Raw genomic sequence first — 23,711 nt, 5'->3', positions numbered from 1 at the left:
GCCACCATGACCCGTGAGCAAATGCTGACTGACCCCGAACAAGCGGCCGACTTTGTCAAGCGCACCCAGCTCGACGCGCTGGCCATTGCCATTGGCACCAGTCACGGTGCCTACAAGTTCACGCGCAAGCCCACCGGCGACATTCTGGCGATCGACCGCGTGATGGAAATCAACAAACGCCTGCCCAACACGCATCTGGTGATGCACGGCTCCAGCAGCGTGCCGCAGGAGTCGCTGGCGCTCATCAACCAGTACGGCGGCAAGATGAAGGAGACCTATGGCGTGCCGGTCGAAGAAATCCAGAAGGCCATCAAGTACGGCGTGCGCAAGATCAACATCGACACCGACATCCGTCTCGCCATGACCGCCGCCGTGCGCAAGTACATGTTTGAGAATCCGGACAAGTTTGATGCCCGCGACTGGCTCAAGCCGGCCCGCGAAGCTGCCAAAGCCCTGTGCAAACAGCGCTATTTGCAGTTTGGTTGCGAAGGCCAGGGCGCCAAAATCAAGGGCCATAGCCTGTTTGAGGTGGCCGGAAAATATGCCCGTGGTGAGCTGGCGCAGGTTGTGAACTGACCCCCCTTTTGCTGCCAAGACTGCGTTAGGTTTGAGTCGGCGGGGGTGGGGTAGACGCCGGGCGCTCAGCGTCCTTCGGACTTTTTAATGTCGCGCCCAACATCTACCCCATCCCCGCCTTGTGTTGCGTTGCTGGCAGAACCGATATGGGGGCATTGGGATAGTGGTGCCAAGTACTGTTTCAGATCACAGCGGTCTGCAGCAGACCCGATGCTGACCTCCACCCATTCAAAATTCTCGCTCCATACCCGACATTGAAATCAGCAGCTTGACCGTCAACAATGTGCCGTCGATTTCCCTGATTGCTGCGCCCGCACCCGGCCATAGCGGACCTTCCGCAGGAACCGTGTTCGCGCCATACACCCCTCCTTCGTAGCCTGTGAGCGAGGCTGTAGAAAGAGGAGCAACCGTATCTAGCCGTACAACAGCTCAAAAGCTATACGACTCACCGTCCGCTGGCACAAGAACACGCGTGGAATCCATGCCTTTTTCTGCAATGTAGTCCCGCAGTTCCTTGCGCGTCTGCATGCCGTGGTTCACTGCCTCCATGTGACTACCGATGACCTTGGCCTGAGGGGCCATCTGGGAGGCGCGGTAGAGGTCCTCCTTGCCCATGATGATGGAGCCGTCCAGCCCCTGGATTCGGGCATAACCCGTGTTGAGGATGATGACATTCGGCTGGTATTGATTGATTGCGCCTTCAACCTGGCTATTCCAGACCGTGTCACCAGCGACGTACACCGTTTTGTGTCCCTGGCGCTGGAATACGACCCCCATCACCTGTCCCAGGAGTTCACCAGCCACTGCCATGGTCTTGTCATCGCCATGCTGGCCACCCGTGGGGTTCAGGCGCGTGCCATTGAACAGGGTGTCTTTGGTCAGCACGCGCACGTTCGTGAACCCGTCCTTGCGGATGCTCTGGGCATCGGCTTCGTTTTGCGCAAAGACCGGGAGGTTCTTGGGCAGGCTCTGCCTGGCTGCGTCATCCCAATGGTCCAAATGTGTGTGGGTGACGATAATGGCGTCGGCCTTCATCACCTCGGCCAGCGGCATGGGCAACTCGACCAGCGGGTTGCGCAACTGGCTGTTGTAGGTGCCCTCGAAGCCGGGGTAAGTCCCCTTCTTCGCCAACATGGGGTCGATGAGGAAAGTGGTGCCCGCATAGTCCACCTTGATGGTGGCGTTGCGGATTTGCTGGACCTTGACGGCGGACGTCGCAGAAGTGGGCGCAACCGCTGTGCTGGAGGTGCCTGTGCCACATGCGACGAGAGTGGCGATGCCACCGAGGGCTACGGCGTTGCGCAGAACGTTCAAGACTTTCATGGTTTTTTCCTTTGTGACATGGGGTTGATTGCGCGCAATGAAGATGTCGGATGCGCGTTGGAGTCAATTTTCCGAGTAGGCAGGGTTTTGCACCATTGGCCCAAATGACAATATTAGATAAAATCGGGCCAATTCGCATCACCCCTCTCTGGAGACTCCATGCAGCCCGTCCGTGTCGCCGTTCTTGCTTTCGAAGGTGTCAGCCTTTTTCACCTCTCGGTGCCAGGCATCGTGTTTGGCGTGGCGCCGGCACCCAGCGGACTGCCTCCGTACGAGGTGCGGTACTGCGCTCCGACTCCCGGCCGCGTGCGCTGCGATCAAGGTATGGAGATTGAGGTGCCTGGCGGCCTTGACGCCATGGACGATGCCGACCTTGTCATCGTCCCGGCCTGGAACTATCCGGCCAACATCGCTCCCGCCGTCCTGACTGACGCACTGCGACAGGCCCACGCCCGCGGCGCCCAGGTTGTCGGCCTGTGCCTGGGCGCCTTTGTGTTGGGTGATGCGGGCTTGCTGGACGGGCGCCGCGCCACAACACATTGGGCCTGTCGCGCACTTTTCGCCGAGCGTTTTCCCAAGACTCACTTTCTCCCTGACGTGCTTTATGTGGACGACGGCAATGTCATTACGTCCGCCGGGACGGTTGCTGCGATTGACTGCTGCCTGAACCTGGTGCGTCAGCGCCATGGCGCCGAGGTTGCCAACCGCGTGGCGAGGCTGCTGGTGACCCCGCCACATCGCCAGGGCGGGCAGGCGCAATACATTGAGCAGCCGGTGCCTGCACTGCCCAGCGAGAACCGTTTGCCGGGTGTGCTGGAGTGGTCGCGCGAGCATTTGTCGCAACCGCTGTCACTGGATGTGTTGGCCGATTTGGCGCGCATGAGTCGGCGCACCTTTACCCGGCGCTTTCGTGAGGCCACGGGCACCACCTTCGTCAAGTGGCTGGCTGCCGCGCGTACTGCTAGAGCGCAGCAACTGCTGGAAACCACGGATTTGCCGATTGAGCAGGTTGCGACTGAGGTGGGCTTGGGCTCTGCACTGTCCCTGCGTCAGCACTTTGCGAGCCAGCTGCACACATCACCCTCGTCATACAGGCGGCTCTTCTGTGAAGGTCGACAAGGCGCCTTGAACGCATCAATCGCTAACGAGAGTTGAGCCGGGAGCCCGGTCCACCAATGCCTACGGTCACCAACCCGCTATGGATGCGTATGGCGGTTTGGGCTCCTTGTGACCGCCACGAACGACCTCTGACTGGCAAGTCAACCATTCATTTCAACATCCAGAAGCTGCCGCTGGCGAGTACCCGCTCCCGCTGCGAAGCCGAAATAGTTTTTCTTTTTTTGCTGAATACAAATCGTGGCAATGGATTTTTAAATAACTGCCAGTCGCTGCACCATGTCGGGGAACTGCGCCACCATACGAATCAGCAACGCTGCCTGTGCATTGGGTTTAGCGCGACCCTGTTCCCAGTTTTCAAGCGTTCGGGGGTTGGTGCGCAGGTAGTGCGCAAACACCGGGCGCGACAAGCGCAACTGTTCACGCACCTGGATCACATCTTGCGGTAGCAGCACCGGCGCGGGTTTGCTTTCAACCTTAAAGGTGCGTAGCGTGAGCTTGCCCTCGCGTTCGGATTTGAGTGCATCAAAACCTTCTGTGAGTTCAGCAAAAATATCGCGCTTATTGGTCATCATGTGCTCCATCTTGTGGGTGTCGGTTTTTCAAAAGCTATCACCCGCAATTCACCAGTGCCTACCATGACATCACCCGCAGTTGGGTTCTCCATCAGCTCAAGCTGCAAAAGCCCGTAGGCTTCGTCGTCCAGGTAGTCTTTGCGAGTGCGCTCGAAAGGTGGTAGCTCAACAAAGGTAGCTTTCATAATTTAATTATACGTTAGTTGCGTATGGAAGTAAAGTTTCAGGAAAGACTTGGCATTGAATCTAAACTCGCACCATCTTTCTGAAACCAACTTTTCAAGTTAACGCATCATGACCCAATCCCAGGCAGCCCTGCACACCTCCAACATCACCTCACTGCCGTTGCTGGCGCGCGGCAAGGTGCGCGACAACTATGCGGTGGGCGATGACTGCATTTTGATGGTGGCCAGCGACCGTATCAGCGCTTTTGACGTCATCATGGGCCAGCCGATTCCGGGCAAAGGCGTGTTGTTGACGCAAATGGCGCTGTTCTGGTTTGACAAGTTGGGCCCGAAGGGCTTGAACATCTGCCCGATTCACCTCACCGGCGAAGCGCCGGAGAGCGTCGTTACGGCCGCCGAAGTGCCGCAGGTGGCGGGCCGCTCGATGCTGGTCAAGCGCCTCAAACCCATTCTGGTGGAAGCGGTGGTGCGCGGCTATCTGGCGGGCAGCGGCTGGAAGGAATACCAGGACAACGGTGCGGTGTGCGGTGTCAAACTGCCCGCCGGCCTGAAAAATGCCAGTAAATTGCCAGAACCCATTTACACCCCGGCGGCCAAGGCCGAAATGGGCGACCATGACGAAAATATCACCTTCGAGAAAACCGTCGAGATGATCGGTGCCGACCTGGCCACCCGCATCCGCGACATCAGCATTGCGCTGTACAAGGCCGCCAGCGCCTTTGCCGCCACCAAAGGCATCATCATCGCCGACACCAAGTTCGAGTTTGGTCTGGACAAGGACGGCACCTTGATGTTGATGGACGAGGTGCTGACACCTGATTCGTCGCGCTACTGGCCCGCCGAGAGCTATCAGGAGGGTGTCAACCCGCCCAGTTACGACAAGCAGTTCCTGCGCGACTGGCTGGAAACCGCCCTGGTCGCCGGCCAGCCCTGGAGCAAAAGCCCGCCGGCACCGCACCTGCCGCGTGAAGTGATCGAAAAAACCGCGGCCAAGTACCAGGAGGCGCTACAGCGCCTGACGGCCTGATGTCACAACCGGATACCACCACGGATTAGTAGCTGCGTTTCAGAATGGGTTGGTGTTCAACAACCCACAGGAGACCGACATGGCTGCTAAAAAGATTCTGATGATTTGTGGTGACTATTGCGAAGACTACGAAACCATGGTGCCGTTTCAGGCGCTGCTGGCCGTCGGCCACACGGTGCACGCGGTGTGCCCGGACAAAAAGGCCGGTGACGCCATCAAGACCGCCATCCACGACTTCGAAGGCGCGCAAACCTACAGCGAAAAGCCGGGCCACAACTTTGCCTTGAATGCCAGCTTTGCCGACATCAAGGTGCAGGACTACGACGCGCTGGTGCTGCCGGGTGGCCGTGGTCCCGAGTATCTGCGCACCTACCCGGCGGTGGTGACCATGGTGCGGCACTTCTTTGAGGCCAACAAACCGGTGGCCGCCATCTGCCACGCCGCGCAGCTGCTGGCCGGGGCCGATGTGCTCAAGGGCCGCACCTGCTCGGCTTATCCGGCGTGCCAGGTGGAAGTCGAGCGCGCCGGCGGCACCTATGCCCAGATTCCAATTGACGCGGCGTTCACCGAAGGCAACCTGGTGAGCGCACCGGCCTGGCCCGCGCACCCGGCCTGGATTGGGCAATTTCTGGCGCTGCTGGGCACCAAAATCACCTTGTAAGTCATTCGTCACTGCGAGCGAAGCGCGGCAGTCCATGCGATCCCGGGGGTATGGATTGCCGCACTACGTTCGCAATGACAGCCAGCAGGTTCCTCTGGTTTTTCCGCATTGACGCATGCCAGCTGCCGGTGCATGCTGGGGCGCCTCATGTTCATCCAGGGAGCCAAGCATGTGCCAGGTTTTCATCAATGCCGATCCTCATTTGTACGAATGCCGCGCCCGTTCGGTGCGTCTGCATGGCGTGGCCACCAGCATCCGGCTGGAAAACCTGTTCTGGAATGTGCTTGATGACATCGCCCGGCGTGACGGCATGCGCGTGCCACAACTCTGTACCAAGCTCTACGATGAACTGATCGAAGCCCGAGGCGAAGTGGACAACTTCGCCTCGTTTCTGCGGGTCAGCTGTGGTCGTTACCTGGCGCTACAGCTCTCTGGCGGCATTCCCCAGAATACGTCGATTCCGATTGCCAGTTTGAATGCGCAGCGGGTGCTTGCGACCGAGCGTTGGCCGCTGCCTCGACTGGCGTCATGGAGCGTCGTGCCACCCAGTACAAATAAGGCGCGGGCGGCTTAAGCGGGTCGGTTGCTGTGCGATCAGTTGAGCACCATGCTCAATTGACGGCGGTACTTGGACACCAGTGCCGCCTGCGGGTCTTCCTCAACCTGTGCCTTGCCCAGCACCTCGATGCCGCCGGCAGTCTTTCCGCTGGCTTGCGCGGCCGCCTTGGGCTTGGGCGGAGTCAGCAGTTCCAGGATGGCGACAAAAGCTTTGCGTGGTGCCTCATCGGCCCATTTCTTGTCGCGCATGATGATCTCCAGCAGCTCGTCCATGGCGGCGGTCCATTCGCCCACGGCCATCAACAGCCGGGCTTTGGCAAAACGGGTGTCAAAGTCGCGCTTGTTCAGGGCAATTTTTTCGTCAAACTGCTCAATCGTCCAACTGGCATAAGGGCCGGTCGCTGCAAATTGAATCGCATTGAGCCATTGCGACAAGGCTTCAAAGCGTAACTTGCGCGGAATCTCGGTGAGTTTGGGGGCCAGTGTGGCCTCGGCTTCTTCCAGCCCACCCAGCTCGATCAAGAGTTTGATGTAGTCATAACGGGCGTCGTCGTTACCCGGGTCAGCGGCCAGCGCGTCGGCCAGCCTGGCCAGCGCCGCTTCGGTATCGCCCGCCTGCAATAGTTCTTTGGCAGCGTCGGCTTCGGCTTCAGCCACCAGTTCACCTTCACTGGGCAGGTGCTTGTCCAGAAAAGTGCGTACCTGGGTGGCCGTTTGGGCACCCATGAAGCCGTCCACAGGTTTGCCACCCATCATCAGAATACAGGTGGGGATGCTGCGAATGCCAAAGGCCTGGGCCAGTTGCTGCTCTTGATCCGAGTCGATCTTGACCAGCGTGAAGCGGCCCTGGTAGTCCACTTCGAGCTGTTCCAGAATGGGCCCGAGTGACTTGCAGGGGCCGCACCAGGGCGCCCAGAAGTCGATCAGGATCGGCGTGTTCATGGAGGCGGCGATGACCTCGGTTTCAAAATTTTGGATGGTGACATCAATCATGGTGTGGTGCGCTTAGGTCAATCGTAAAATTCGAGGATGAACTCAATACAAATCGGTGTGCTCATGGGCTCCAGCTCCGACTGGGACACCATGCAGCACGCAGTCCACATTCTCCAACAGTTTGGCATCCCCCACGAGGCCCGGGTGGTCTCGGCGCACCGCATGCCAGACGATATGTTCGCCTATGCTGACACCGCCGTGGGCCGTGGTCTCAAGGCCATCATCGCCGGCGCCGGTGGCGCAGCACACCTGCCGGGCATGCTGGCGGCCAAGACCACAGTGCCCATTCTGGGCGTGCCGGTGGCCAGCAAACACCTGAGCGGTGTTGATTCCTTGCACAGCATTGTGCAAATGCCCAAGGGCATTCCGGTGGCCACCTTTGCCATTGGCGCCGCCGGGGCAGCCAATGCCGCGCTGTTTGCGGTGGCCATGCTGGCCAACTCCGACATCGTGCTGCGCGCCAAGCTGGAAGACTTTCGTGCTGAACAAACCCAAATGGCGCGCGGCATGACACTGCCGCCCAAGTTATGACCGGCCCGATGTTGCTGCCCGGCGCTACCGGCTTGAATGGCAGTGGCCAGCCCACCACCCTGGGCGTGATGGGCGGTGGCCAGCTGGGACGCATGTTTGTGCAGGCGGCCCAGGCCATGGGTTACTTCACCGTGGTGCTCGACCCCGACGTCATCAGTCCGGCCGGACTGGTGAGCCACTACCACATCAAAACCGACTACCTCGACGAGCAAGGCCTGACCCAGCTGTTGCAGCGTTGTGCGGCTGTGACCACCGAGTTTGAAAACGTACCTGCGCCCGCATTGGTCACCCTGGGCGCGGCACGCCCCACCGCGCCCAGCGCCGACGCGGTGGCCATCGCGCAGGACCGCATCAAGGAAAAAGCGCATTTGGCACTCAGCGGGGTGCCTGTGGCACCTTATGCGGTGATTGAAACGGCGGCGCAACTGGCGGCCGTGCCTGATTCGCTTCTCCCCGGGATTCTAAAAACCGCCCGCCTGGGTTATGACGGCAAGGGCCAGGTGCGCTGCAGCAGCCGCGCAGAATTAAAGAGCGCCTGGGATGCGCTGAAAAACGTGCCCTGCGTGCTGGAGCAAATGCTGCCCTTGGCCGCTGAGTGCTCGGTGATTGTGGCGCGCGGCTGGGACGGCAGTGTGGTGCACTTTGCCCCTCAGCTTAATGTGCACCGCGAGGGCATCCTGGCCGTGACCGAGGCCTATGCGGGAAATATGGCGCCCGCCCTTGCCAATCAGGCGGTGCAAGCGGCCAAAAATATTGCCGCTGAACTCAATTACGTGGGCGTGTTGTGTGTCGAGTTTTTTGTACTTGCAGAAGGCTCTCCTGAGAGTGAAGCTATCGGTGCGTTGGTGGTCAACGAAATGGCGCCGCGCCCGCACAACAGTGGTCATTACACGCTGGATGCCTGTGATGTGTCGCAGTTTGACTTGCAGGTGCGCACCCTGGCGGGCCTGCCCCTGACGCAGCCGCGCCAGCACAGCGCCGCAGTGATGCTCAATTTGCTCGGTGATTTGTGGGTCGATGGGGCCACGCCGCGTTGGGACCAGGTGCTGGCCTTGCCCGGCGTGCACCTGCATTTGTACGGCAAGCTCAAAGCCAGCAAGGGCCGCAAGATGGGGCATTTGACCGTCACAGCGGCTACCCCGGAGCAGGCCCGCAGCACGGCGCTGGCTGCCGCCAGTGTGCTGGGCATTGCGCCGTTTTTTTAATGGGTTGATGCCATGATCCTGCCGGGTGATGCACCTGAGTCCATAGTCGCCGCAACCCTTTGCATCCGGTCTGGTCGTTTGCTGGGTTTGCCCACTGAAACGGTTTACGGCCTGGCCGCCAATGCCGACGACGATGCGGCAGTGGCCAAGATTTTTCAAGCCAAAGGCCGTCCGGCGGACCACCCGCTGATCGTCCATGTGGCCGATATCAGCGCGGTGGCGCATTACGCTTCAGAGGTGCCAGAGTTTGCCCGGCAACTTATGCAAGCCTTCTGGCCCGGTCCGCTGACCCTGATCCTGCCGCGCCGGCCCGGTGTGGCCAACGCCACCGCCGGTGGCAATCCCACGATCGGCCTGCGCTGCCCGTCGCACCCGGTCGCGCAAGCGGTGCTGAAAGCGCTCATGCCTTTGCCTGTCTGGGGTCTGGCGGCACCGAGTGCCAACCAGTTTGGCCGCGTCAGCCCCACCACGGCGGTGCATGTGCAGGGTGAATTTGGTGACGACCTGTTGATTCTGGACGGCGGCGCCTGCAATGTGGGCATTGAGTCCACCATCATCGATTGCACCCGTGGTCAGCCGGTGCTGCTGCGCCCAGGGGCCATCACGCCGGAACAGGTGCAGGCGGTGTGTGGTTTGAGGGTGTTGCCGGAAGACGAACTGTTTTCGTCGGTTTTACCTGCGCCCAAGGCCTCGGGCACGCTGGAGTCGCATTACGCCCCCCGTGCGCGGGTGCGGCTGATGGATGCGAAGCAGATGCAGGCGGCTTTGCGTGATGATGTGCTTGGGACCAGCGTGGCTGTGTGGCACCGCAGCTTGCTCCAGGTGCCAGCAGCCGGCGTGTTGTCTCAACGCATGCCGTCTGATGCGACCATTGCCGCCCGGCAATTGTTCGCGGTGTTGCGTGCGTTTGATTTTCAAGGTGTGGCGCAAATCTGGGTGGAAATCCCACCGGATGCGTCTGAATGGGACGGTGTGCGGGATCGTTTGCAGCGCGCTGCGACCATTTAGCCGCAAGTTACCGATACCGCAGTTTCATCACCAGAATGGTAGCGGCCAAGGCCAGTGTGATCACATTGGCGATGACCACCGGCCAAGCGCCCAGCAGCAGGCCATAGACCAGCCACAGGGCCACGCCCAGCGTGAACGCGCTGTACATGCCCAGCGAGATGCCCCGGACATCTTTGGTACGGAAGGTGTGCAGTGCCTGGGGCAAAAAGCTGATGGTGGTCAGCACGGCGGCAAGGGTGCCGATCAGGTCGGTGAGGTTCATGGTATCGGGATGAGTGGGGCAGATGCGCAGCGGGCATCACTGGGCCTGATTGTCCCTCACGGCCCAGTCAATCAAGGCGTCCAGTGCCGGGCGAACCGCACCCGCATTGGGGTGATTGACGATCGCCACCAGCACATAACGCTTGCCGCTGGCGGCGTGCACAAAGCCCGCCAGTGCGGTCACTTCGCGCAGGCTGCCGGTTTTCAAATGGGCGCTGGCGCTGCTGGCCTGGCTGCGTTTAAGGGTGCCATCTACACCCACCAATGGCAGCGATGACATCAACTCGGGCATCATAGGCGAGGCATAGGCCACTTGCAGCAGTTGCCCCAACTGCTGCGCGCTGATGCGGTTGTGGCGCGACAGGCCGGAGCCGTTGTCGAGGCTGGGCGGGTCGCTGGCGCTGATGCGGCGCAGCCACCATTGGCGCACGGCTTCGCGGGCCGATTCGGTGGTGGCGGGGCGCTCGTTTGCAGGGATGGCGGCCAGCCCCAGTGTTAAAAACACCTGCTGCGCCATCACGTTGTTGCTGAATTTATTGACGTCGCGAATCACTTCCGCCAGTGTCGGCGAGATGATCTCAAACGTGGCGGGCTCCTGCGGCGCGTTACCGGTGCGGACGGTACCGGTCAGCAAGCCACCCATGCTGCGCCACAGCCCTTCGATGGCGCGGGCGTTGTAACTGCCGGGGTCGGCATAGGCGATGGGCCATACCTTTTCGCCACAGCTTGCGGCATAACTGCCGTTGAACCGGATCCGCGTGAGGTCAGAAAAATCAGCTTTGAGACCGCCTCGGTAATCGTTGCAGGCTTCGGTGACGCCAGGCTTGCCGGGGCTCAGTGGCACGCTGGTCTGTAGCTGAACGCCCCACAGTGGCGGGTCGAATTGCACGCGGGCGATGTTGGCCAGCAGGTCTGGCGCAAACGTCATCACCACGGATTTGAAGTTGATCAGCAAGGCATCCGCTGCGGCGTTGTAGGGTCGCAGCGGTTCGCCATCAAATTGGGCCGGGTCAGTCGCCAGCATCTCAAAGGCGCTGCTGTCGAGCACGATGTCGCCCGCAATGGTATGGATGCCCAAACCCTGCAAGCGGCGCAGCAGCAACCAGATTTTCTCAAGCACCAGTTTCGGGTCGCCCTTGCCCTGGATGAAAACGCTGCCTTGCAGCACGCCATTGACCACCGGGCCATTCACCCAGACCGGCGTGCGCCAGGTGTAGGCCGGCCCCAACAGGTCGAGCGCGGCAAAGGTGGTGACCAGTTTCATGACCGATGCCGGGTTCATGGCCTGATTTGCGCGGTGACTCAGTCGTGGCGCGGTGCGGCCATCGGCATCCATCACCAGTAAAGCGACGGCGTCAGTCGGCACCTGGGCGCGCTTTAACGCGGTCTGCACCGAGCTCGGCAAGGCTTGCGCCAAAACACTGACGCTGCACAAGCTGCCCGACAAGCAGAGCAAGGTGCACAAAACGAGGCGCGTGAGGGACATGGGTGCTTGCATTTTTATATTATGAGGTGTTGGGCGGTCGCCGCCGCAGTCATCGCCGCCATTGAAAGCGCGGGAGGAAGGGCTTTGGCGATCCAGGCCGACGTGTCTGATGAGGCAGCTGTTGAAAGCCTGTTCGCGCAGATTGACAAGCGATTTGGGCGTTTGAATGCACTCATCAATAACGCCGGTATTCTGTCTCCCCAGATGCGCGTTGAGGAGATGGACGCGGCACGTATCAATCGCATTTTGGCAACCAATGTGACCGGCAGTTTTCTGTGCGCACGCGAGGCCGTGAGGCGCATGTCAACCAGGCACGGTGGTTTGGGCGGCAGCATCGTCAATATTTCCTCACGCGCGGCAGCCCTGGGTTCACCGGGTGAGTATGTTGACTATGCGGCGTCCAAAGCTGCACTGGATGCGCTGACGATTGGCTTGTCAAAGGAAGTGGCAGCTGAAAAAATTCGTGTCAATGGCGTACGCCCTGGTTTGATTCATACGACGATACATGCCAGCGGTGGCGAACCTGGCCGGGTAAGCAGATTGCAGTCGTCTGTGCCCATGGCGCGGGGCGGCGAGCCACTGGAGGTGGCGCAGGCCGCGTTGTGGTTGCTCTCGAATGAAGCTTCCTACACCACCGGATCATTTATCGATGTCTCGGGTGGTCGTTGAAACGCAGTTCTGCGAGCCACTTACCGCAGAGACACAAGGATGTCGTCCCTACCCATACATTCGGGCGGCTGCCCATAACCTGTTGAGCGCACCTGCTGCTCCAGCGTCAGTTCCACTTGAAACCATTGGCACAAGTAATTTTCGTAGCGGTAGCTCCACACCACGCCACGCGAACGTCCGAGCGCCTGCACCTCACTGGGTCGGCCAAGCAGTTGACGCACCTCATCCTGAACCATGCCCGGGTTGATCCGGTTGAAGTTCTGTTCGGTTAGAACCTGCTCGGACCTGATAGGGCGCCCTGCCGCATCAAGGTAAACAAACCAGGTATGTTTCCCCATCGGCCCGCGCGGGAACTCCAGCCGGGTTCCCTCGTTCATCTGCCGCGCCCTATCTGGCTCCCCCATTCGGGCTACCAGTTCTTCTCTGGTGATGCTGAGCAAATTGGCAGGTGGCGCGTAGCTGCTGCAGGCGGCAAGCCATGGCAACAACAGCCAACTCCAACGAGAAATACGATATGGCATCCTGGGACCTCCTGAAATTGCCACTAACGGCGTGCACCTTGGACAAGTATTGTGAAGCGCAAGTTCCGTGCTGTGCAAGATCAGTTCGTAGCTATTCCATGTCAGCGGGCTGTCACGATGCCACCATCCAAAAAATGGGCTGGGCCGAGCGTAAGCCTCGGCGATGTTGCTAAATTGATGCCAAAGCAGAAGAAAGCAAAATGGGTTAGCTCGAATTCTGAGCTAACCCATTGATTTATTTGGTCGGAATGAGAGGATTCGAACCTCCGACCCCTTCGTCCCGAACGAAGTGCGCTACCAGGCTGCGCTACATTCCGATTTGTTGCTCTGAAACGTCAGGATTGACGCTCCAACAACTGAGCCGCCAATTGTATCAAACACTGCCTGTGCGCATTGTCTGGCAATTGCTCGGCAGCCATGATGGCGCGGCGTGCTTCGTCTGCGGCGGCTTGACGCGCCACATCCAGGGCACCGGTGGCTTGCACAATGGCCACAACTTGGTCAATCAGCTCAAGCTTGCCGGTTTCAATGGCGCTTTGAATGAGTTGACGCTCTTGATCGCTGGCGCGCTGCATGGCTGCGATCAGGGGCAGCGTGGTCTTGCCCTCGCGCAAATCGTCACCCAGGTTCTTGCCCATCACCGTCGCGTCGCCGGTGTAGTCAAGCACATCGTCAATGATTTGAAAGGCGGTGCCAAGGGCTTGCCCGTAGTTGGCGCAGGCCGCTTCCATGTCGGGACTGGCATTGGCCAAAATGGCGCCTACGCGTGCGCTTGCTTCGAACAGTTTTGCAGTTTTGGAGCGGATCACATGCAGGTAGCCTGTTTCATCCAGTGCTGCATTGTGCATGTTCATCAATTGCATGACTTCGCCTTCAGCGATGACATTGGTGGCTTCTGCAAGCACTTCCATGATGCGCATGTTTTGCGCATCCACCATCATTTGAAAGCAGCGTGAATACAGGAAATCACCCACCAGAACGCTGGCTGGATTGCCAAAGGTTTCGTTGGCGGTAGGGTTGCCGCGCCGCATGGATGAATCGTCCACCACGTCGTCATGGAGCAGGGTGGATGTGTGGATGAATTCCACCACAGCCGCCAGGTTGAAGCGCTGGGCACCTGTGTAACCAAGGGCGCCGCATATCAATAACAGCAGTGCAGGGCGCAGCCGCTTGCCGCCAGCAGAAATGATGTACCGCGAGACTTGTCCCACCAGTGGTACGCCGGAGTCCAGGCGATGCGTAATGACCAGATCGACCTCTCGCATATCCTGCGCGATGATCGCCATAAAGCTGGGTTTTTGAGATTGAGTGGCTTGCAAGACAGTGACCCGATTAGTTGTGCGGATTATAGAAAGTCTGCAAGCCCTGGTTTGTCCAAACCTTGCCCAATCTACCCATTATTGGACAGTAGCATGGACTTGTGCCATAATTCCGGGCTCTGCGAAAATTCGTTCGGAGAGCATTATTAAGAGGTTATTATGTACGCGGTCATAAAAACTGGTGGCAAACAATACAGAGTTGCAACCGGCGAAAAAATTAAAGTAGAACAGATTGCTGCGGATGTAGGCCAAGAGATTGTGATCGACCAGGTTCTGGCAGTCGGCAGCGGCGCAGAGTTGAAGGTTGGTACACCCTTGGTGTCCGGTGCAGCCGTCAGTGTCACAGTTTTGGCACATGGCAAACACGACAAGGTCAGTATTTTCAAAATGCGCCGTCGTAAACACTACCAAAAACGTCAAGGTCATCGTCAGCAGTTCACTGAACTCCTGATTGGTGCGATTACGGCCTGATAGTTTTGCGGGACAGATCTTTAGCTCTGTCCCCAACTGATTAAGAAAGAGAATCATGGCACATAAAAAAGGCGGCGGCTCGACGCGAAATGGGCGCGATTCCAAGCCCAAAATGCTCGGTGTGAAGATGTTTGGTGGCCAGTTGGTCGCACCTGGCGCGATCATCGTGCGCCAGCGCGGCACCCAGTTCCACCCCGGTGCCAACGTTGGCATTGGCAAGGACCACACGCTGTTTGCATTGACAGAAGGTCATGTGTCGTTCGCCATCAAGGGCGCTTTGAACCGGCACACCGTGAGCGTGACAGCAGCAGCTTAAGGGCTGACCCTGTCCCCACACAAGACCCTGCGCACGGCGCGGGGTTTTTTATTTTTGAAACACCTTGCGGGACAGACCGCAGCTCTGCAAGCTCTGTCCCCAACTGATTAGGTCATCATGAAATTCGTTGACGAAGCCTACATTGATGTCTCCGCTGGAGATGGTGGCGCTGGCTGCGTCTCGTTTCGGCATGAGAAATACAAAGAGTTTGGCGGCCCCAATGGCGGCGATGGCGGCCGTGGCGGCCATGTGTTTGCGGTAGCAGACCCCAACCTCAACACCCTGGTTGATTACCGTTTTTCGCGCCGGCATGATGCCCAGCGCGGTCAGCATGGCATGGGTTCCGACATGTTTGGTGCCGCCGGTGAAGACATCACGCTCAAAATGCCGGTGGGCACCATCATCTCCGACGCCGAAACCGGCGAAGTGTTGTTTGAGTTGCTCAAGCCGGGTGAGGTGATCACCATTGCCAAAGGCGGCGACGGTGGTTTTGGTAATCTGCGGTACAAGAGCGCCATCAACCGCGCACCGCGCCAAAAAACGCCAGGCTGGCCCGGCGAAAAGCGCAACCTCAAGCTGGAACTCAAGGTGCTGGCCGACGTCGGTCTGCTGGGTATGCCCAATGCGGGCAAATCAACCTTGATCACGGCGATATCGAACGCACGTCCGCGCATTGCCGACTACCCATTCACCACGCTGCACCCCAACCTGGGTGTGGTGCGAGTCGGGCCAGAGCAGAGCTTTGTCGTAGCTGACTTGCCAGGGTTGATTGAAGGCGCTTCTGAAGGTGCCGGCCTGGGGCATTTGTTCCTGCGCCATTTGCAGCGCACCCGCTTGCTGCTGCATGTGGTCGACATGGCCCCGTTTGACGATGGCATCGATACCGTGGCGCAGGCCAAGGCGATTGTCAATGAGCTCAAGAAATACGATACCGCGCTGTACAAAAAACCGCGCTGGCTGGTGCTCAACAAGCTCGACATGGTACCTTCGGAAGAGCGCGAGGCCCTGGTCAAGGATTTTGTCAAACGCTTCAAGTTCAAGGGACCGGTGTTTGAAATCTCGGCACTGACGCGCGAGGGCTGCGAGTCGCTAATCAAGGCGGTGTACAAGCACATCAGTGCCCAGCAAAAAATTGAACTGGAGCCTGAGGTCATCGACCCGCGCTTTGCCGATGCGGTAGAACCCGAACAAAAATGACTTGCCCAAGAGGCTTAAATGGCTCAAGAACAAGAGAATTCAGCATTGCGTGATGCCCGTCGCGTGGTCATCAAGGTGGGTTCCAGCCTGGTGACCAATGACGGCCGGGGTCTGGATGAAGCTGCCATTGGCGAATGGTGCCGGCAAATGGCGGTGCTGGTGCATCAGGGGCGAGAGGTCATCATGGTCTCCAGTGGTGCCATTGCCGAAGGCATGAAGCGTCTGGGCTGGGCCAAGCGCCCGCATGAAATCCATGAGTTGCAGGCGGCCGCGGCCGTGGGCCAAATGGGCCTGGCGCACATGTACGAGACCAAACTGCGCGAAAACGGCCTGGGTAGCGCCCAGGTGCTGCTGACGCACGCTGATCTGGCGGATCGCGAGCGCTACCTCAATGCGCGTTCCACGCTGCTGACCCTGCTCAAACTCGGCGTGGTGCCGGTGATCAATGAAAATGACACCGTGGTCAATGACGAGATCAAGTTCGGCGACAACGACACGCTGGGCGCCCTGGTGGCCAACCTGGTTGAAGCTGACGCGCTGATCATCCTGACAGATCAAAAAGGTTTGTTCACTGCCGATCCGCGCAAGGACGCCAATGCCCGGTTTGTGCATGTGGCACAGGCCGGCGATGCCGAGCTGGAGGCCATGGCCGGCGGTGCTGGTTCCAGTTTGGGGCGCGGCGGCATGATTACCAAAATCCTGGCCGCCAAGCGGGCAGCGGGCTCGGGGGCATCGACCGTGATCGCTTGGGGGCGCGAGCCCGATGCCTTGCTGCGCCTGGCCCAGGGCGAGGCCATTGGCACGTTGCTGGTGGCAGCCACACAGAAAACCCAGGCGCGTAAGCAGTGGATTGCCGACCATTTGCAATTGCGTGGCGCCGTCACGGTGGATGCCGGTGCAGTGGTCAAGTTGTTGGGTGAAGGGTCAAGCCTGTTGCCCATCGGCATGACCGGTGTGGAGGGCGATTTTTCGCGGGGTGATGTGATCGCCATCCGTGACCCCCAAGGGCTTGAAATCGCCCGTGGGCTGGCCAATTACGCCTGCACCGAGGCGCGCCTGATCTGCCGCAAGCCCTCCAGCGCGTTTGAAGCTTTGCTGGGTTATGTGGCAGAACCAGAAATGGTGCACCGCGACAACCTGGTGCTCAAACGCTGACACCGTGATGGCAGGCACCTGCCTGCCAGGCTAATTGCCTTTGAGTTTTTTGAGGATATCCGCCGCCGAGCTGGCGCTGGCATTGCCTTCACAGGCAGCTTGCTGGGCCAGCGCCAGTGCGTGTTTGGAAGGCTGCTTGTCGTTGAGCCTGCGCCATTGCGGGTCTTTCACCAGAGTCCAGACGCCGCTGGCGTTGGCTCGGGCATAACTCTTGACTTCCCCCGTAGCGCAGCGAATGCCTTCATAAAACGCATTCACGGCGCCGCTGGGGCTGACTGCCACCATGGTATAGCGCACGATGCCGTCGGGTGTGATGGCCAAAGTAGCTGGATCAATGCCAAATTTCATGCTCACATAAGGCGGCATGTCAATGGCTACCCGCTGCTTGGCGTCGAATTTGGGTGGCGCTGGAACCTCGGTTTCTTTCCAGTCCGGGTCATCGGCCGGGCCTTGTGCTTGTGCTCCCAATGCGCAACACGCCAAGCCTAGCAACAGCCAATTTTTCAAGGCGGAAGTCAGATGGTGTGGAAACCGTAATTCAGGCATGTTGTTGTCCAGACGGGGGCAGTGATTCGTGGGTGGCGCCCGGGGGCATCTCAAAACTGGCATCCGGCATGTCAGCGCAGGTCTGCTCCAGATGGAGCGGCCGGATGCCCTGACGCAAAAATCGGTTTCGATGTTCATTGCGCGGCAAAAAGCGTGACAACTCGGTTAGCGCCGTCACATAGACCTCACGCTTGAACTCCACCACGGCATCCAGCGGCACCCAATAATCGTTCCAGCGCCAGGCGTCAAACTCTGGATGGCTGGTGGCGCGCAGGTTCAAATCCCAGTCGTGACCGACGAGTTGCAACAAGAACCAGATCTGTTTCTGGCCTTTGTAAAAACCGCGCGAATCGCGGCGAATAAAACGGTCTGGCACCTCATAGCGCAACCAGTCACGGGTGCGGGCCACAATGCGAATATGTTCACGTTGCAGTCCAATTTCTTCATGCAACTCCCGAATCATGGCCTGCTCGGGGGTTTCGCCCCGGTCAATGCCACCCTGCGGAAACTGCCAGGAGTGCGTACGAATACGCTTGCCCCAAAACACCTGATTTTTCTGGTTGAGCAGGACGATGCCGACGTTCGGCCTAAAGCCGTCCCGGTCAAGCATAATCAAACCCCAATTTTTAAATTAGCTTGATTATGCACAGCCCCGGCTGTGCAGCAAGCGGCATAACCCTGACAGATCGCTGGATATCCCCATGAGAGCCTCCCAATTTTTTATTTCCACCCTCAAAGAAGCCCCGGCGGATGCCGAAGTTGTCAGCCACAAGCTCATGCTGCGTGCCGGCATGATCAAAAAACTGGGTGCCGGTATTTACACCCTGATGCCCATGGGCCTGCGCGTGGTGCGCAAAGTAGAGGCCATCGTGCGTGAAGAAATGAACCGTGCCGGCGCAGTCGAGCTGGCCATGCCGGTGGTGCAGCCTGCTGAGTTGTGGGCTGAAACCGGCCGTTTTGAAAAAATGGGCCCTGAGCTGATGCGCATCAAGGACCGCCACGCGAACGACTTTGTGATTCAACCGACCAGCGAAGAGGTGGTAACGGACATTGCGCGCCAGGAAATTCGCAGCTACAAACAGTTGCCGAAGAATTTTTACCAGATCCAGACCAAATTCCGCGATGAACGCCGACCGCGTTTCGGTCTGATGCGGGGCCGTGAATTCATCATGAAAGACGCCTACAGCTTTGACCGTGATCAGTCCGCCGCCAAGGCCAGCTATCAGGTCATGGCGCAAACCTACCGCCGTATCTTTGACCGCTTTGGTCTGACCTACCGTGCGGTAGCCGCCGACAGTGGTGCTATTGGCGGGGATTTGAGCGAAGAGTTCCAGGTGATTGCCGCCACCGGTGAAGATGCCATCGTCTATTGCCCGGGCAGCGACTACGCGGCCAACATGGAAAAAGCCGAGGCGTTGGCTCCCGCACGCCCGCGCCCTGCTGCCTTGCAAACCATGACCAAAACCGCCACGCCTGGCAAGAGCACCTGTGCCGCCGTGGCGGAGTTGCTGGATCTGCCCCTGAGCCGTACCGTCAAATCGTTGGTGCTGGCGACCGATGCGCTCAACGAGCAGGGTGCGGTGGTGAAAACACAGGTCTGGCTGCTGCTGCTGCGCGGCGACCACGACATGAACGAAGTCAAGGTCAGCAAGTTGCCGGGGCTGCAGGCTTTTCGCTTTGCCACGCTGGCCGAGATCGAAGAACATTTCGGCTGTTTGCCAGGCTATTTGGGGCCAATCGGCCTGAAGATGCCGGTGCAGGTGGTGGTGGACCGCGAAGTGGCGGTGATGAGCGATTGGGTCTGCGGTGCCAACGAGCCCGACTTTCACATCACCGGTGTCAACTGGGGCCGCGATCTGCCCGAGCCGGCGTTGGTGGCCGACTTGCGCAATGTCGTGGCGGGTGATGCCTCGCCAGACGGACTGGGTGTGCTGGCAATCGAACGCGGTATCGAGGTGGGCCATGTCTTTTACCTGGGTACCAAATACAGCCAGGCCATGAACGCCACCTTTCTGGATCAGAATGGCAAGCCCCAGTTCATGGAAATGGGCTGTTACGGCATTGGCATCACGCGTCTGCCAGCCGCCGCCATTGAGCAAAATCACGACGAGCGCGGCATCATCTGGCCCGACGCGCTGGCACCGTTCACAGTGGTGCTGTGCCCGATCAATGCGGAACGTTCGCCGGAAGTCAAGGCCACCGCAGACGAGCTGTATGCCGAGTTGCTGGCTGCCGGCGTGGACGTGATGCTGGATGACCGCGGCGAGCGCCCGGGCGCCATGTTTGCCGACTGGGAACTGATTGGTGTGCCGCACCGCGTCAACATTGGTGACCGGGCCTTGAAAGAAGGCAACGTGGAGTACCAGCACCGCCGGGATGCGGCTGCCAGCGCGATTCCGCTGAGCGGGATCACCAGCTTGCTGATGACGAAACTGAAGGTTAAAGTCTGTCCATGAACCAATCCATGTACCTGAAATGCATGGTGTGTCGCGTTGTACTTGCGGTGACGGCGTGATGTGATGACAACCAGGCGAGCCATTCTTGCAAGTGTTTTAAACGTTCGTCAATTTGGTGTCGGAGCAGCACTGGGCTCGCTTCTTTATGCAGAGCCATCCTGGGCCGGGGCGCAAATGGAAGAGCCTTTGGTTGACTCCGTTCGCACCGCCTTGAGCTCCGCCATTGCCAACCAGGCGCCACCCGTGCCAGAGTTTTCAGACACCGAGTCGCGGCTGCGTTATTTGCGTTGGCTGGGCGCCATGAGCGAGCGCCTGGCCAGCAAATATTCAGACTGGAATACGCGCAAGGAATTTCTGCAAACCGTTTGGTACGAAGCCCGGCGCGCCGGTTTGGACGAGTCGCTGGTGTTGGGGCTGATTCAGGTGGAGAGCAATTTTCGCAAGTTTGCCGTGAGTAGCGCGGGAGCACGCGGGTACATGCAGGTGATGCCCTTCTGGACCCGGGTGCTGGCGGATGGCGATGCCGGCAAGCTGTTTCACATGCAGACCAATTTGCGCTTTGGCTGTGTGATTTTGCGCCACTACCTGAACCGTGAAGGGGGTGACTGGTTTATGGCGCTGGGGCGTTATAACGGCTCACGAGGCCGTGCGCCTTACCCGCAAGCGGTGCTGAAGGCGCAGAAGGTCTGGCTTGCCTGAACCCGCTGAAGCAACCCCATCGGGGTTGTCAGCCACGGTGTATCAGGCTGCAGGCGCGCCCAGCATGGTCTGCAATTCACCGTTCTCGTACATTTCCATCATGATGTCGGAGCCGCCGATGAACTCGCCCTTGAAATAAAACTGCGGAATGGTGGGCCAGTTGCTGTAGTCCTTGATGCCGGCGCGAATGCCATCGTCTTCGAGAACATTGACGGTTTTGATGGCTTTGGGGTCAACGCCACAGGCTTTCAGGATCTGGATGGCGCGGCCTGAGAAGCCGCACTGCGGAAAACTGGCCGTGCCTTTCATGAAAAGCAGAATGTCGTTGTGCTTGACCAGGTCGTCAATGCGTTGTTGTGCGTCGCTCATGCTAGAAATTCCTATTTTTAAAACAGACCGAATTATTTCACTTTTAACGTCGGCTGGGGGCGAGACCCTGCCGGGCTTAGGGATGCTAATAGTGGGGTGGCAACTCGTCGCGCGGGTTGCGTGGCGCTGCCATGTCTTCTTGCGGGGTTTGCTGGCGCAGCCACTGCACTTCGCGTTCCAGTCGGTCGATCTGGTCTTGCTGGCGGATGATGATCTGGTCGAACTTGTCCAGCAGGTCTTCGGCAAAACTGGCTTTGACTTCCAGCTGGGTCAGGCGCTCTTCAGTGGGGTTGGTCATGGTCGGGATGCCTTTGGTTTGTCGGCTTGAATTGGCCGCCGCTGCAGCGCTCGATGCCAGCCAGGTCACGAAGTGATTGCACTTGCACAAAGCCTGTGTCGGTCAGTAAATTGCGCACGGCCTGGGCCTGATCGTAGCCGTGTTCCAGCAATAGCCAGCCGCCAGGCACCAGATGCCTTGGGGCCTGGGTGATGAGCTGGCGCAGGTCGTCCAGGCCGTCAGAGCCGCTGGTGAGCGCTTGCGCGGGCTCAAACATCAACGCCGCCAGGTGCGGGTCAAGTTCAGCGATGTAAGGCGGATTGGAGACGATGCAGTCAAACCGGGGTTCAGCGGCGGGCAGGGCGGCAAACCAGGCGCCCTGATGGAAGCTGACGTCATGCTGGAGCCTTTGGGCATTGGCTTGGGCCACGGCCAGGGCCTCGGCGCTTAAGTCGGTGGCGTGGACGTGAAGCGTCGGCTGGCTGGCCTTGAGCGCCAGGGCGATGGCACCGCTCCCGGTGCCCAGATCAAGCACGCGTTGCTGACCGTCGAGCAGTTCCAGCGCCCAGTTCACCAGCGTTTCGGTATCAGGCCGGGGCACCAGCACCCGGGCATCGACCTGCAAGTCAAGCCCAAAAAATTCCTTGCGACCTGTCAGATAGGCCAATGGCTCGCCACTCAGGCGGCGCTGCACCAGGGGTTCCAGGGCCGAGGCGATGGCCGGTGGCAGCGGGGCATCACCATGCGACAGCAGCCAGCCGCGCTGGCTGGCGGGCTTGCCCAGCAAGTGCAGCAGCAGCAGTTGGGCGTCCAGCCGATCCAGCCCCCTGGCTTGCAGGCTGGCGAGCGTTTGCCCGAGGGTTTGCCCGAGGGTTTGGGGAACCAGATTGATCGACTTCATTGCGCTTCAGGCATTGAGTTCCAGCGCAGCCAGTTGCGCCGCTGCTTCGTGGGCCTGCAGCGCATTGACAACATCATCCAGATCGCCTTCCATGATGGCGAGCAGCTTGTACAGCGTCAGATTGATGCGGTGGTCGGTGAGCCGACCCTGTGGAAAGTTGTAGGTGCGGATGCGGTCGCTGCGGTCACCGCTGCCGACCAGACTCTTGCGTTCGGCCGCATCTTTGGCAGCGCGTTCGCTACGGTCCTTTTCCTGAATGCGGGCCGTGAGCACCTTGAGGGCCTGTGCCTTGTTGCTGTGCTGGCTGCGGCCGTCCTGGCACTCGGCAACGATGCCGGTGGGCAGGTGGGTGATGCGCACCGCGGAATCGGTTTTGTTGATGTGCTGGCCACCAGCACCGCTGGCGCGGTAGGTGTCAATGCGCAGGTCGCTCGGGTTGATTTTGATGGCCTCGGCCTCATCGGGCTCAGCCAGCACGGCCACGGTGCAGGCACTGGTGTGGATACGGCCCTGGGTTTCCGTGACCGGCACGCGCTGCACCCGGTGGCCGCCCGACTCAAACTTGAGGGCGCCATAGACATGATCACCGTCAACCTTGATGACGACTTCCTTGTAGCCACCCAGTTCGCTGGGGGATTCGCTGATGATTTCTGGTTTCCAGCCACGGCGCTCGCAATAGCGCAGGTACATGCGCGCCAAGTCGGCCGCAAACAGGGCTGACTCGTCGCCGCCGGTGCCGGCGCGAATTTCAACAAAGGCATTGCGCGCGTCATCGGGGTCTTTGGGCAGCAACATGCGCTGCAGTTCGGCTTCAAGCTGCTGCAGCTCGGCGTTGGCGGCATCCATTTCCTCCTGCGCCAGCGCCGCCATGTCCGCCTCGTCGGCACTGCCTGTGAGCAGTTCCTGAGCCGCGGCCAGGTCTGCCTCGCGCTGCTGGTAGCGTTGCCAGCGGCTCGCCACGGCGGCCACCTCGGTATGTTCGCGCGACAGCAGCAGAAATTGCGCCATGTCGTTCATGATGTCGGGTCGCGACAGCAAAAACTCCAGCTCGCCCAGGCGGTCGGCATAACGAGCAAGTTGTTGACGGAGAAAGGTTTTCATTGACGTTGCGAAGATGAAGGCAGGGAGAAGGAGGAGGCCAGACACTGCGACCGACATATTGTCATTGCGTACATGGACGCCCCCTTTGAGCAAGCATTAAATACAGTGATGCAAAAGTCGGAGAGATTGCAGCCGTACATTCGAACTTTGATGGGGTTTTTACCCTGTCTTGTTCCTGATGGGATGTGCGGGTTGGCTCCTCTAGCGAG

At 59.5% G+C, this 23,711-nt stretch carries 29 protein-coding genes and 1 tRNA gene; 15 read left to right on the top strand and 15 right to left on the bottom strand.

Annotation, left to right across the window (positions count from 1 at the left end; genetic code table 11):
- Nucleotides 1-576: class II fructose-bisphosphate aldolase (locus tag NDI87_RS08375; RefSeq protein WP_296274691.1), on the top strand; the 576-nt coding region annotated here is incomplete at its 5' end.
- A 429-nt stretch (nt 577-1,005) separates the two neighbouring features.
- Here NDI87_RS08375 and NDI87_RS08370 read toward each other — a convergent pair.
- Complete coding sequence (locus NDI87_RS08370; RefSeq protein ID WP_296274689.1) at nt 1,006-1,899, bottom strand: MBL fold metallo-hydrolase; 894 nt, start codon at nt 1,897-1,899, stop codon at nt 1,006-1,008.
- Nucleotides 1,900-2,058: 159 nt separating this feature from the next.
- On the opposite strand from NDI87_RS08370, the gene NDI87_RS08365 reads away from it, so the two are divergent.
- Nucleotides 2,059-3,054, top strand: a complete 996-nt coding sequence (locus NDI87_RS08365; protein ID WP_296274688.1) for a helix-turn-helix domain-containing protein — start codon at nt 2,059-2,061, stop codon at nt 3,052-3,054.
- A 215-nt stretch (nt 3,055-3,269) separates the two neighbouring features.
- Here NDI87_RS08365 and NDI87_RS08360 read toward each other — a convergent pair whose 3' ends face one another.
- Together NDI87_RS08360 and NDI87_RS08355 are read right to left on the bottom strand one after the other, a co-directional pair.
- A complete protein-coding gene (locus tag NDI87_RS08360; protein WP_296274687.1) occupies nt 3,270-3,587 on the bottom strand; it encodes a transcriptional regulator in 318 nt (105 codons plus the stop codon).
- Complete coding sequence (locus NDI87_RS08355) at nt 3,587-3,775, bottom strand: addiction module toxin RelE (RefSeq protein WP_296274686.1); 189 nt, start codon at nt 3,773-3,775, stop codon at nt 3,587-3,589. The genes NDI87_RS08360 and NDI87_RS08355 overlap by 1 nt, the downstream gene beginning before the upstream one ends.
- A 109-nt stretch (nt 3,776-3,884) precedes the next feature.
- Between NDI87_RS08355 and NDI87_RS08350 the strand changes: the two genes are divergently transcribed.
- The 3 genes from NDI87_RS08350 to NDI87_RS08340 all read left to right on the top strand — a co-directional run bounded on the left by NDI87_RS08350 (nt 3,885) and on the right by NDI87_RS08340 (nt 6,037).
- Entirely contained in the window at nt 3,885-4,802 is a 918-nt protein-coding gene (locus NDI87_RS08350; RefSeq protein WP_296274684.1) for a phosphoribosylaminoimidazolesuccinocarboxamide synthase, read from the top strand.
- Nucleotides 4,803-4,881: 79 nt separating this feature from the next.
- The gene (locus NDI87_RS08345; protein ID WP_296274682.1) at nt 4,882-5,463 is read left to right on the top strand and encodes a DJ-1/PfpI family protein; all 582 of its coding nucleotides are present in this window, start codon (nt 4,882-4,884) and stop codon (nt 5,461-5,463) included.
- A 169-nt stretch (nt 5,464-5,632) separates the two neighbouring features.
- Nucleotides 5,633-6,037 carry a ribbon-helix-helix domain-containing protein gene (locus tag NDI87_RS08340; RefSeq protein WP_296274680.1) on the top strand — a complete coding sequence of 135 codons (405 nt, stop codon included), beginning with the start codon at nt 5,633-5,635 and terminating at the stop codon, nt 6,035-6,037.
- A gap of 20 nt (nt 6,038-6,057) precedes the next feature.
- Here NDI87_RS08340 and trxA read toward each other — a convergent pair whose 3' ends face one another.
- On the bottom strand, nt 6,058-7,014 hold the full coding sequence (gene trxA, locus NDI87_RS08335; protein ID WP_296274678.1) for a thioredoxin: 957 nt from the start codon (nt 7,012-7,014) through the stop codon (nt 6,058-6,060).
- Nucleotides 7,015-7,050: 36 nt separating this feature from the next.
- Here trxA and purE point away from each other — a divergent pair, with 36 nt between their 5' ends.
- From purE to NDI87_RS08320, 3 genes are read left to right on the top strand one after another with little or no spacing between them, the layout of a single operon-like run.
- Nucleotides 7,051-7,545 (top strand): 5-(carboxyamino)imidazole ribonucleotide mutase, encoded by a 495-nt coding sequence (purE, locus tag NDI87_RS08330; protein WP_296274676.1) that lies wholly within the window; start codon nt 7,051-7,053, stop codon nt 7,543-7,545.
- The gene (locus tag NDI87_RS08325; protein ID WP_296274674.1) at nt 7,542-8,750 is read left to right on the top strand and encodes a 5-(carboxyamino)imidazole ribonucleotide synthase; all 1,209 of its coding nucleotides are present in this window, start codon (nt 7,542-7,544) and stop codon (nt 8,748-8,750) included. Before purE ends, NDI87_RS08325 begins: the two co-directional genes overlap by 4 nt.
- Nucleotides 8,751-8,762: 12 nt before the next feature.
- Complete coding sequence (locus NDI87_RS08320; RefSeq protein ID WP_296274673.1) at nt 8,763-9,758, top strand: L-threonylcarbamoyladenylate synthase; 996 nt, start codon at nt 8,763-8,765, stop codon at nt 9,756-9,758.
- Nucleotides 9,759-9,765: 7 nt separating this feature from the next.
- Here NDI87_RS08320 and NDI87_RS08315 read toward each other — a convergent pair whose 3' ends face one another.
- The gene (locus NDI87_RS08315) at nt 9,766-10,020 is read right to left on the bottom strand and encodes a SemiSWEET transporter (protein ID WP_296274672.1); all 255 of its coding nucleotides are present in this window, start codon (nt 10,018-10,020) and stop codon (nt 9,766-9,768) included.
- A 36-nt stretch (nt 10,021-10,056) separates the two neighbouring features.
- Nucleotides 10,057-11,517, bottom strand: a complete 1,461-nt coding sequence (dacB, locus tag NDI87_RS08310) for a D-alanyl-D-alanine carboxypeptidase/D-alanyl-D-alanine-endopeptidase (protein WP_296274670.1) — start codon at nt 11,515-11,517, stop codon at nt 10,057-10,059.
- Between dacB and NDI87_RS08305 the strand changes: the two genes are divergently transcribed.
- Nucleotides 11,428-12,174, top strand: a complete 747-nt coding sequence (locus NDI87_RS08305; protein WP_296274668.1) for an SDR family oxidoreductase — start codon at nt 11,428-11,430, stop codon at nt 12,172-12,174. The two genes, dacB and NDI87_RS08305, sit on opposite strands and share 90 nt — an antisense overlap.
- A gap of 20 nt (nt 12,175-12,194) precedes the next feature.
- Here NDI87_RS08305 and bamE read toward each other — a convergent pair whose 3' ends face one another.
- From bamE to NDI87_RS08290, 3 genes are all read right to left on the bottom strand, one after another.
- Entirely contained in the window at nt 12,195-12,695 is a 501-nt protein-coding gene (gene bamE / locus NDI87_RS08300; protein WP_296274667.1) for an outer membrane protein assembly factor BamE, read from the bottom strand.
- Between the two features lie 240 nt (nt 12,696-12,935).
- A tRNA-Pro gene (locus NDI87_RS08295) sits at nt 12,936-13,012 on the bottom strand.
- An 18-nt stretch (nt 13,013-13,030) separates the two neighbouring features.
- Nucleotides 13,031-13,981, bottom strand: coding sequence for a polyprenyl synthetase family protein (locus tag NDI87_RS08290; RefSeq protein WP_296274666.1), 951 nt, complete (start codon nt 13,979-13,981; stop codon nt 13,031-13,033).
- 192 nt (nt 13,982-14,173) lie between these two features.
- Between NDI87_RS08290 and rplU the strand changes: the two genes are divergently transcribed.
- The 4 genes from rplU (at nt 14,174) to proB (ending at nt 17,153) form a co-directional block, all read left to right on the top strand.
- Nucleotides 14,174-14,485, top strand: a complete 312-nt coding sequence (gene rplU / locus NDI87_RS08285) for a 50S ribosomal protein L21 (RefSeq protein WP_296274663.1) — start codon at nt 14,174-14,176, stop codon at nt 14,483-14,485.
- A 55-nt stretch (nt 14,486-14,540) separates the two neighbouring features.
- Nucleotides 14,541-14,801 carry a 50S ribosomal protein L27 gene (gene rpmA / locus NDI87_RS08280; RefSeq protein ID WP_296159460.1) on the top strand — a complete coding sequence of 87 codons (261 nt, stop codon included), beginning with the start codon at nt 14,541-14,543 and terminating at the stop codon, nt 14,799-14,801.
- Nucleotides 14,802-14,918: 117 nt separating this feature from the next.
- Complete coding sequence (gene cgtA, locus NDI87_RS08275; protein ID WP_296274662.1) at nt 14,919-15,998, top strand: Obg family GTPase CgtA; 1,080 nt, start codon at nt 14,919-14,921, stop codon at nt 15,996-15,998.
- Between the two features lie 18 nt (nt 15,999-16,016).
- The gene (gene proB / locus NDI87_RS08270; protein ID WP_296274660.1) at nt 16,017-17,153 is read left to right on the top strand and encodes a glutamate 5-kinase; all 1,137 of its coding nucleotides are present in this window, start codon (nt 16,017-16,019) and stop codon (nt 17,151-17,153) included.
- 30 nt (nt 17,154-17,183) lie between these two features.
- Here the strand turns inward: proB and NDI87_RS08265 are convergent, their stop codons facing one another.
- Nucleotides 17,184-17,699, bottom strand: coding sequence for a CNP1-like family protein (locus NDI87_RS08265; protein ID WP_296274658.1), 516 nt, complete (start codon nt 17,697-17,699; stop codon nt 17,184-17,186).
- A complete protein-coding gene (locus NDI87_RS08260) occupies nt 17,692-18,309 on the bottom strand; it encodes an RNA pyrophosphohydrolase (RefSeq protein ID WP_296274693.1) in 618 nt (205 codons plus the stop codon). Before NDI87_RS08260 ends, NDI87_RS08265 begins: the two co-directional genes overlap by 8 nt.
- Nucleotides 18,310-18,400: 91 nt before the next feature.
- On the opposite strand from NDI87_RS08260, the gene NDI87_RS08255 reads away from it, so the two are divergent.
- Together NDI87_RS08255 and NDI87_RS08250 are read left to right on the top strand one after the other, a co-directional pair.
- Complete coding sequence (locus tag NDI87_RS08255; protein ID WP_296274656.1) at nt 18,401-20,155, top strand: proline--tRNA ligase; 1,755 nt, start codon at nt 18,401-18,403, stop codon at nt 20,153-20,155.
- A 63-nt stretch (nt 20,156-20,218) separates the two neighbouring features.
- Complete coding sequence (locus NDI87_RS08250; RefSeq protein WP_296274653.1) at nt 20,219-20,854, top strand: lytic transglycosylase domain-containing protein; 636 nt, start codon at nt 20,219-20,221, stop codon at nt 20,852-20,854.
- A gap of 42 nt (nt 20,855-20,896) precedes the next feature.
- On the opposite strand, the gene grxD is transcribed toward NDI87_RS08250, so the two are convergent.
- The 4 genes from grxD to prfA form a co-directional block, all read right to left on the bottom strand.
- Entirely contained in the window at nt 20,897-21,223 is a 327-nt protein-coding gene (gene grxD, locus NDI87_RS08245; RefSeq protein ID WP_296274651.1) for a Grx4 family monothiol glutaredoxin, read from the bottom strand.
- An 85-nt stretch (nt 21,224-21,308) separates the two neighbouring features.
- Nucleotides 21,309-21,521 (bottom strand): SlyX family protein, encoded by a 213-nt coding sequence (locus tag NDI87_RS08240; RefSeq protein WP_296274649.1) that lies wholly within the window; start codon nt 21,519-21,521, stop codon nt 21,309-21,311.
- Nucleotides 21,505-22,401, bottom strand: a complete 897-nt coding sequence (prmC, locus tag NDI87_RS08235) for a peptide chain release factor N(5)-glutamine methyltransferase (RefSeq protein WP_296274648.1) — start codon at nt 22,399-22,401, stop codon at nt 21,505-21,507. Before prmC ends, NDI87_RS08240 begins: the two co-directional genes overlap by 17 nt.
- Nucleotides 22,402-22,407: 6 nt before the next feature.
- Nucleotides 22,408-23,502 carry a peptide chain release factor 1 gene (gene prfA, locus NDI87_RS08230; protein ID WP_296274646.1) on the bottom strand — a complete coding sequence of 365 codons (1,095 nt, stop codon included), beginning with the start codon at nt 23,500-23,502 and terminating at the stop codon, nt 22,408-22,410.
- Nucleotides 23,503-23,711: the final 209 nt, after the last annotated feature.

The sequence above is a fragment of the Rhodoferax sp. genome, assembly GCF_023701345.1.
Taxonomy (GTDB): Bacteria; Pseudomonadota; Gammaproteobacteria; order Burkholderiales; family Burkholderiaceae_C; genus Rhodoferax.
This window is presented reverse-complemented; position numbering and strand designations above follow the sequence as displayed.

Excerpts from the sequence above, each read along its gene's own strand:
- NDI87_RS08370 (WP_296274689.1), bottom strand. The coding sequence starts at position 1,899 with ATGAAAGTCTTGAACGTTCTGCGCAACGCCGTAGCCCTCGGTGGCATC.
- NDI87_RS08365 (WP_296274688.1), top strand. The coding sequence starts at position 2,059 with ATGCAGCCCGTCCGTGTCGCCGTTCTTGCTTTCGAAGGTGTCAGCCTT.
- NDI87_RS08360 (WP_296274687.1), bottom strand. The coding sequence starts at position 3,587 with ATGACCAATAAGCGCGATATTTTTGCTGAACTCACAGAAGGTTTTGAT.
- NDI87_RS08355 (WP_296274686.1), bottom strand. The coding sequence starts at position 3,775 with ATGAAAGCTACCTTTGTTGAGCTACCACCTTTCGAGCGCACTCGCAAA.
- NDI87_RS08350 (WP_296274684.1), top strand. The coding sequence starts at position 3,885 with ATGACCCAATCCCAGGCAGCCCTGCACACCTCCAACATCACCTCACTG.
- NDI87_RS08345 (WP_296274682.1), top strand. The coding sequence starts at position 4,882 with ATGGCTGCTAAAAAGATTCTGATGATTTGTGGTGACTATTGCGAAGAC.
- NDI87_RS08340 (WP_296274680.1), top strand. The coding sequence starts at position 5,633 with ATGTGCCAGGTTTTCATCAATGCCGATCCTCATTTGTACGAATGCCGC.
- trxA (WP_296274678.1), bottom strand. The coding sequence starts at position 7,014 with ATGATTGATGTCACCATCCAAAATTTTGAAACCGAGGTCATCGCCGCC.
- purE (WP_296274676.1), top strand. The coding sequence starts at position 7,051 with ATGAACTCAATACAAATCGGTGTGCTCATGGGCTCCAGCTCCGACTGG.
- NDI87_RS08325 (WP_296274674.1), top strand. The coding sequence starts at position 7,542 with ATGACCGGCCCGATGTTGCTGCCCGGCGCTACCGGCTTGAATGGCAGT.
- NDI87_RS08320 (WP_296274673.1), top strand. The coding sequence starts at position 8,763 with ATGATCCTGCCGGGTGATGCACCTGAGTCCATAGTCGCCGCAACCCTT.
- NDI87_RS08315 (WP_296274672.1), bottom strand. The coding sequence starts at position 10,020 with ATGAACCTCACCGACCTGATCGGCACCCTTGCCGCCGTGCTGACCACC.
- dacB (WP_296274670.1), bottom strand. The coding sequence starts at position 11,517 with ATGCAAGCACCCATGTCCCTCACGCGCCTCGTTTTGTGCACCTTGCTC.
- bamE (WP_296274667.1), bottom strand. The coding sequence starts at position 12,695 with ATGCCATATCGTATTTCTCGTTGGAGTTGGCTGTTGTTGCCATGGCTT.
- NDI87_RS08290 (WP_296274666.1), bottom strand. The coding sequence starts at position 13,981 with ATGGCGATCATCGCGCAGGATATGCGAGAGGTCGATCTGGTCATTACG.
- rplU (WP_296274663.1), top strand. The coding sequence starts at position 14,174 with ATGTACGCGGTCATAAAAACTGGTGGCAAACAATACAGAGTTGCAACC.
- rpmA (WP_296159460.1), top strand. The coding sequence starts at position 14,541 with ATGGCACATAAAAAAGGCGGCGGCTCGACGCGAAATGGGCGCGATTCC.
- cgtA (WP_296274662.1), top strand. The coding sequence starts at position 14,919 with ATGAAATTCGTTGACGAAGCCTACATTGATGTCTCCGCTGGAGATGGT.
- proB (WP_296274660.1), top strand. The coding sequence starts at position 16,017 with ATGGCTCAAGAACAAGAGAATTCAGCATTGCGTGATGCCCGTCGCGTG.
- NDI87_RS08265 (WP_296274658.1), bottom strand. The coding sequence starts at position 17,699 with ATGCCTGAATTACGGTTTCCACACCATCTGACTTCCGCCTTGAAAAAT.
- NDI87_RS08260 (WP_296274693.1), bottom strand. The coding sequence starts at position 18,309 with ATGCTTGACCGGGACGGCTTTAGGCCGAACGTCGGCATCGTCCTGCTC.
- NDI87_RS08255 (WP_296274656.1), top strand. The coding sequence starts at position 18,401 with ATGAGAGCCTCCCAATTTTTTATTTCCACCCTCAAAGAAGCCCCGGCG.
- NDI87_RS08250 (WP_296274653.1), top strand. The coding sequence starts at position 20,219 with ATGACAACCAGGCGAGCCATTCTTGCAAGTGTTTTAAACGTTCGTCAA.
- grxD (WP_296274651.1), bottom strand. The coding sequence starts at position 21,223 with ATGAGCGACGCACAACAACGCATTGACGACCTGGTCAAGCACAACGAC.
- NDI87_RS08240 (WP_296274649.1), bottom strand. The coding sequence starts at position 21,521 with ATGACCAACCCCACTGAAGAGCGCCTGACCCAGCTGGAAGTCAAAGCC.
- prmC (WP_296274648.1), bottom strand. The coding sequence starts at position 22,401 with ATGAAGTCGATCAATCTGGTTCCCCAAACCCTCGGGCAAACCCTCGGG.
- prfA (WP_296274646.1), bottom strand. The coding sequence starts at position 23,502 with ATGAAAACCTTTCTCCGTCAACAACTTGCTCGTTATGCCGACCGCCTG.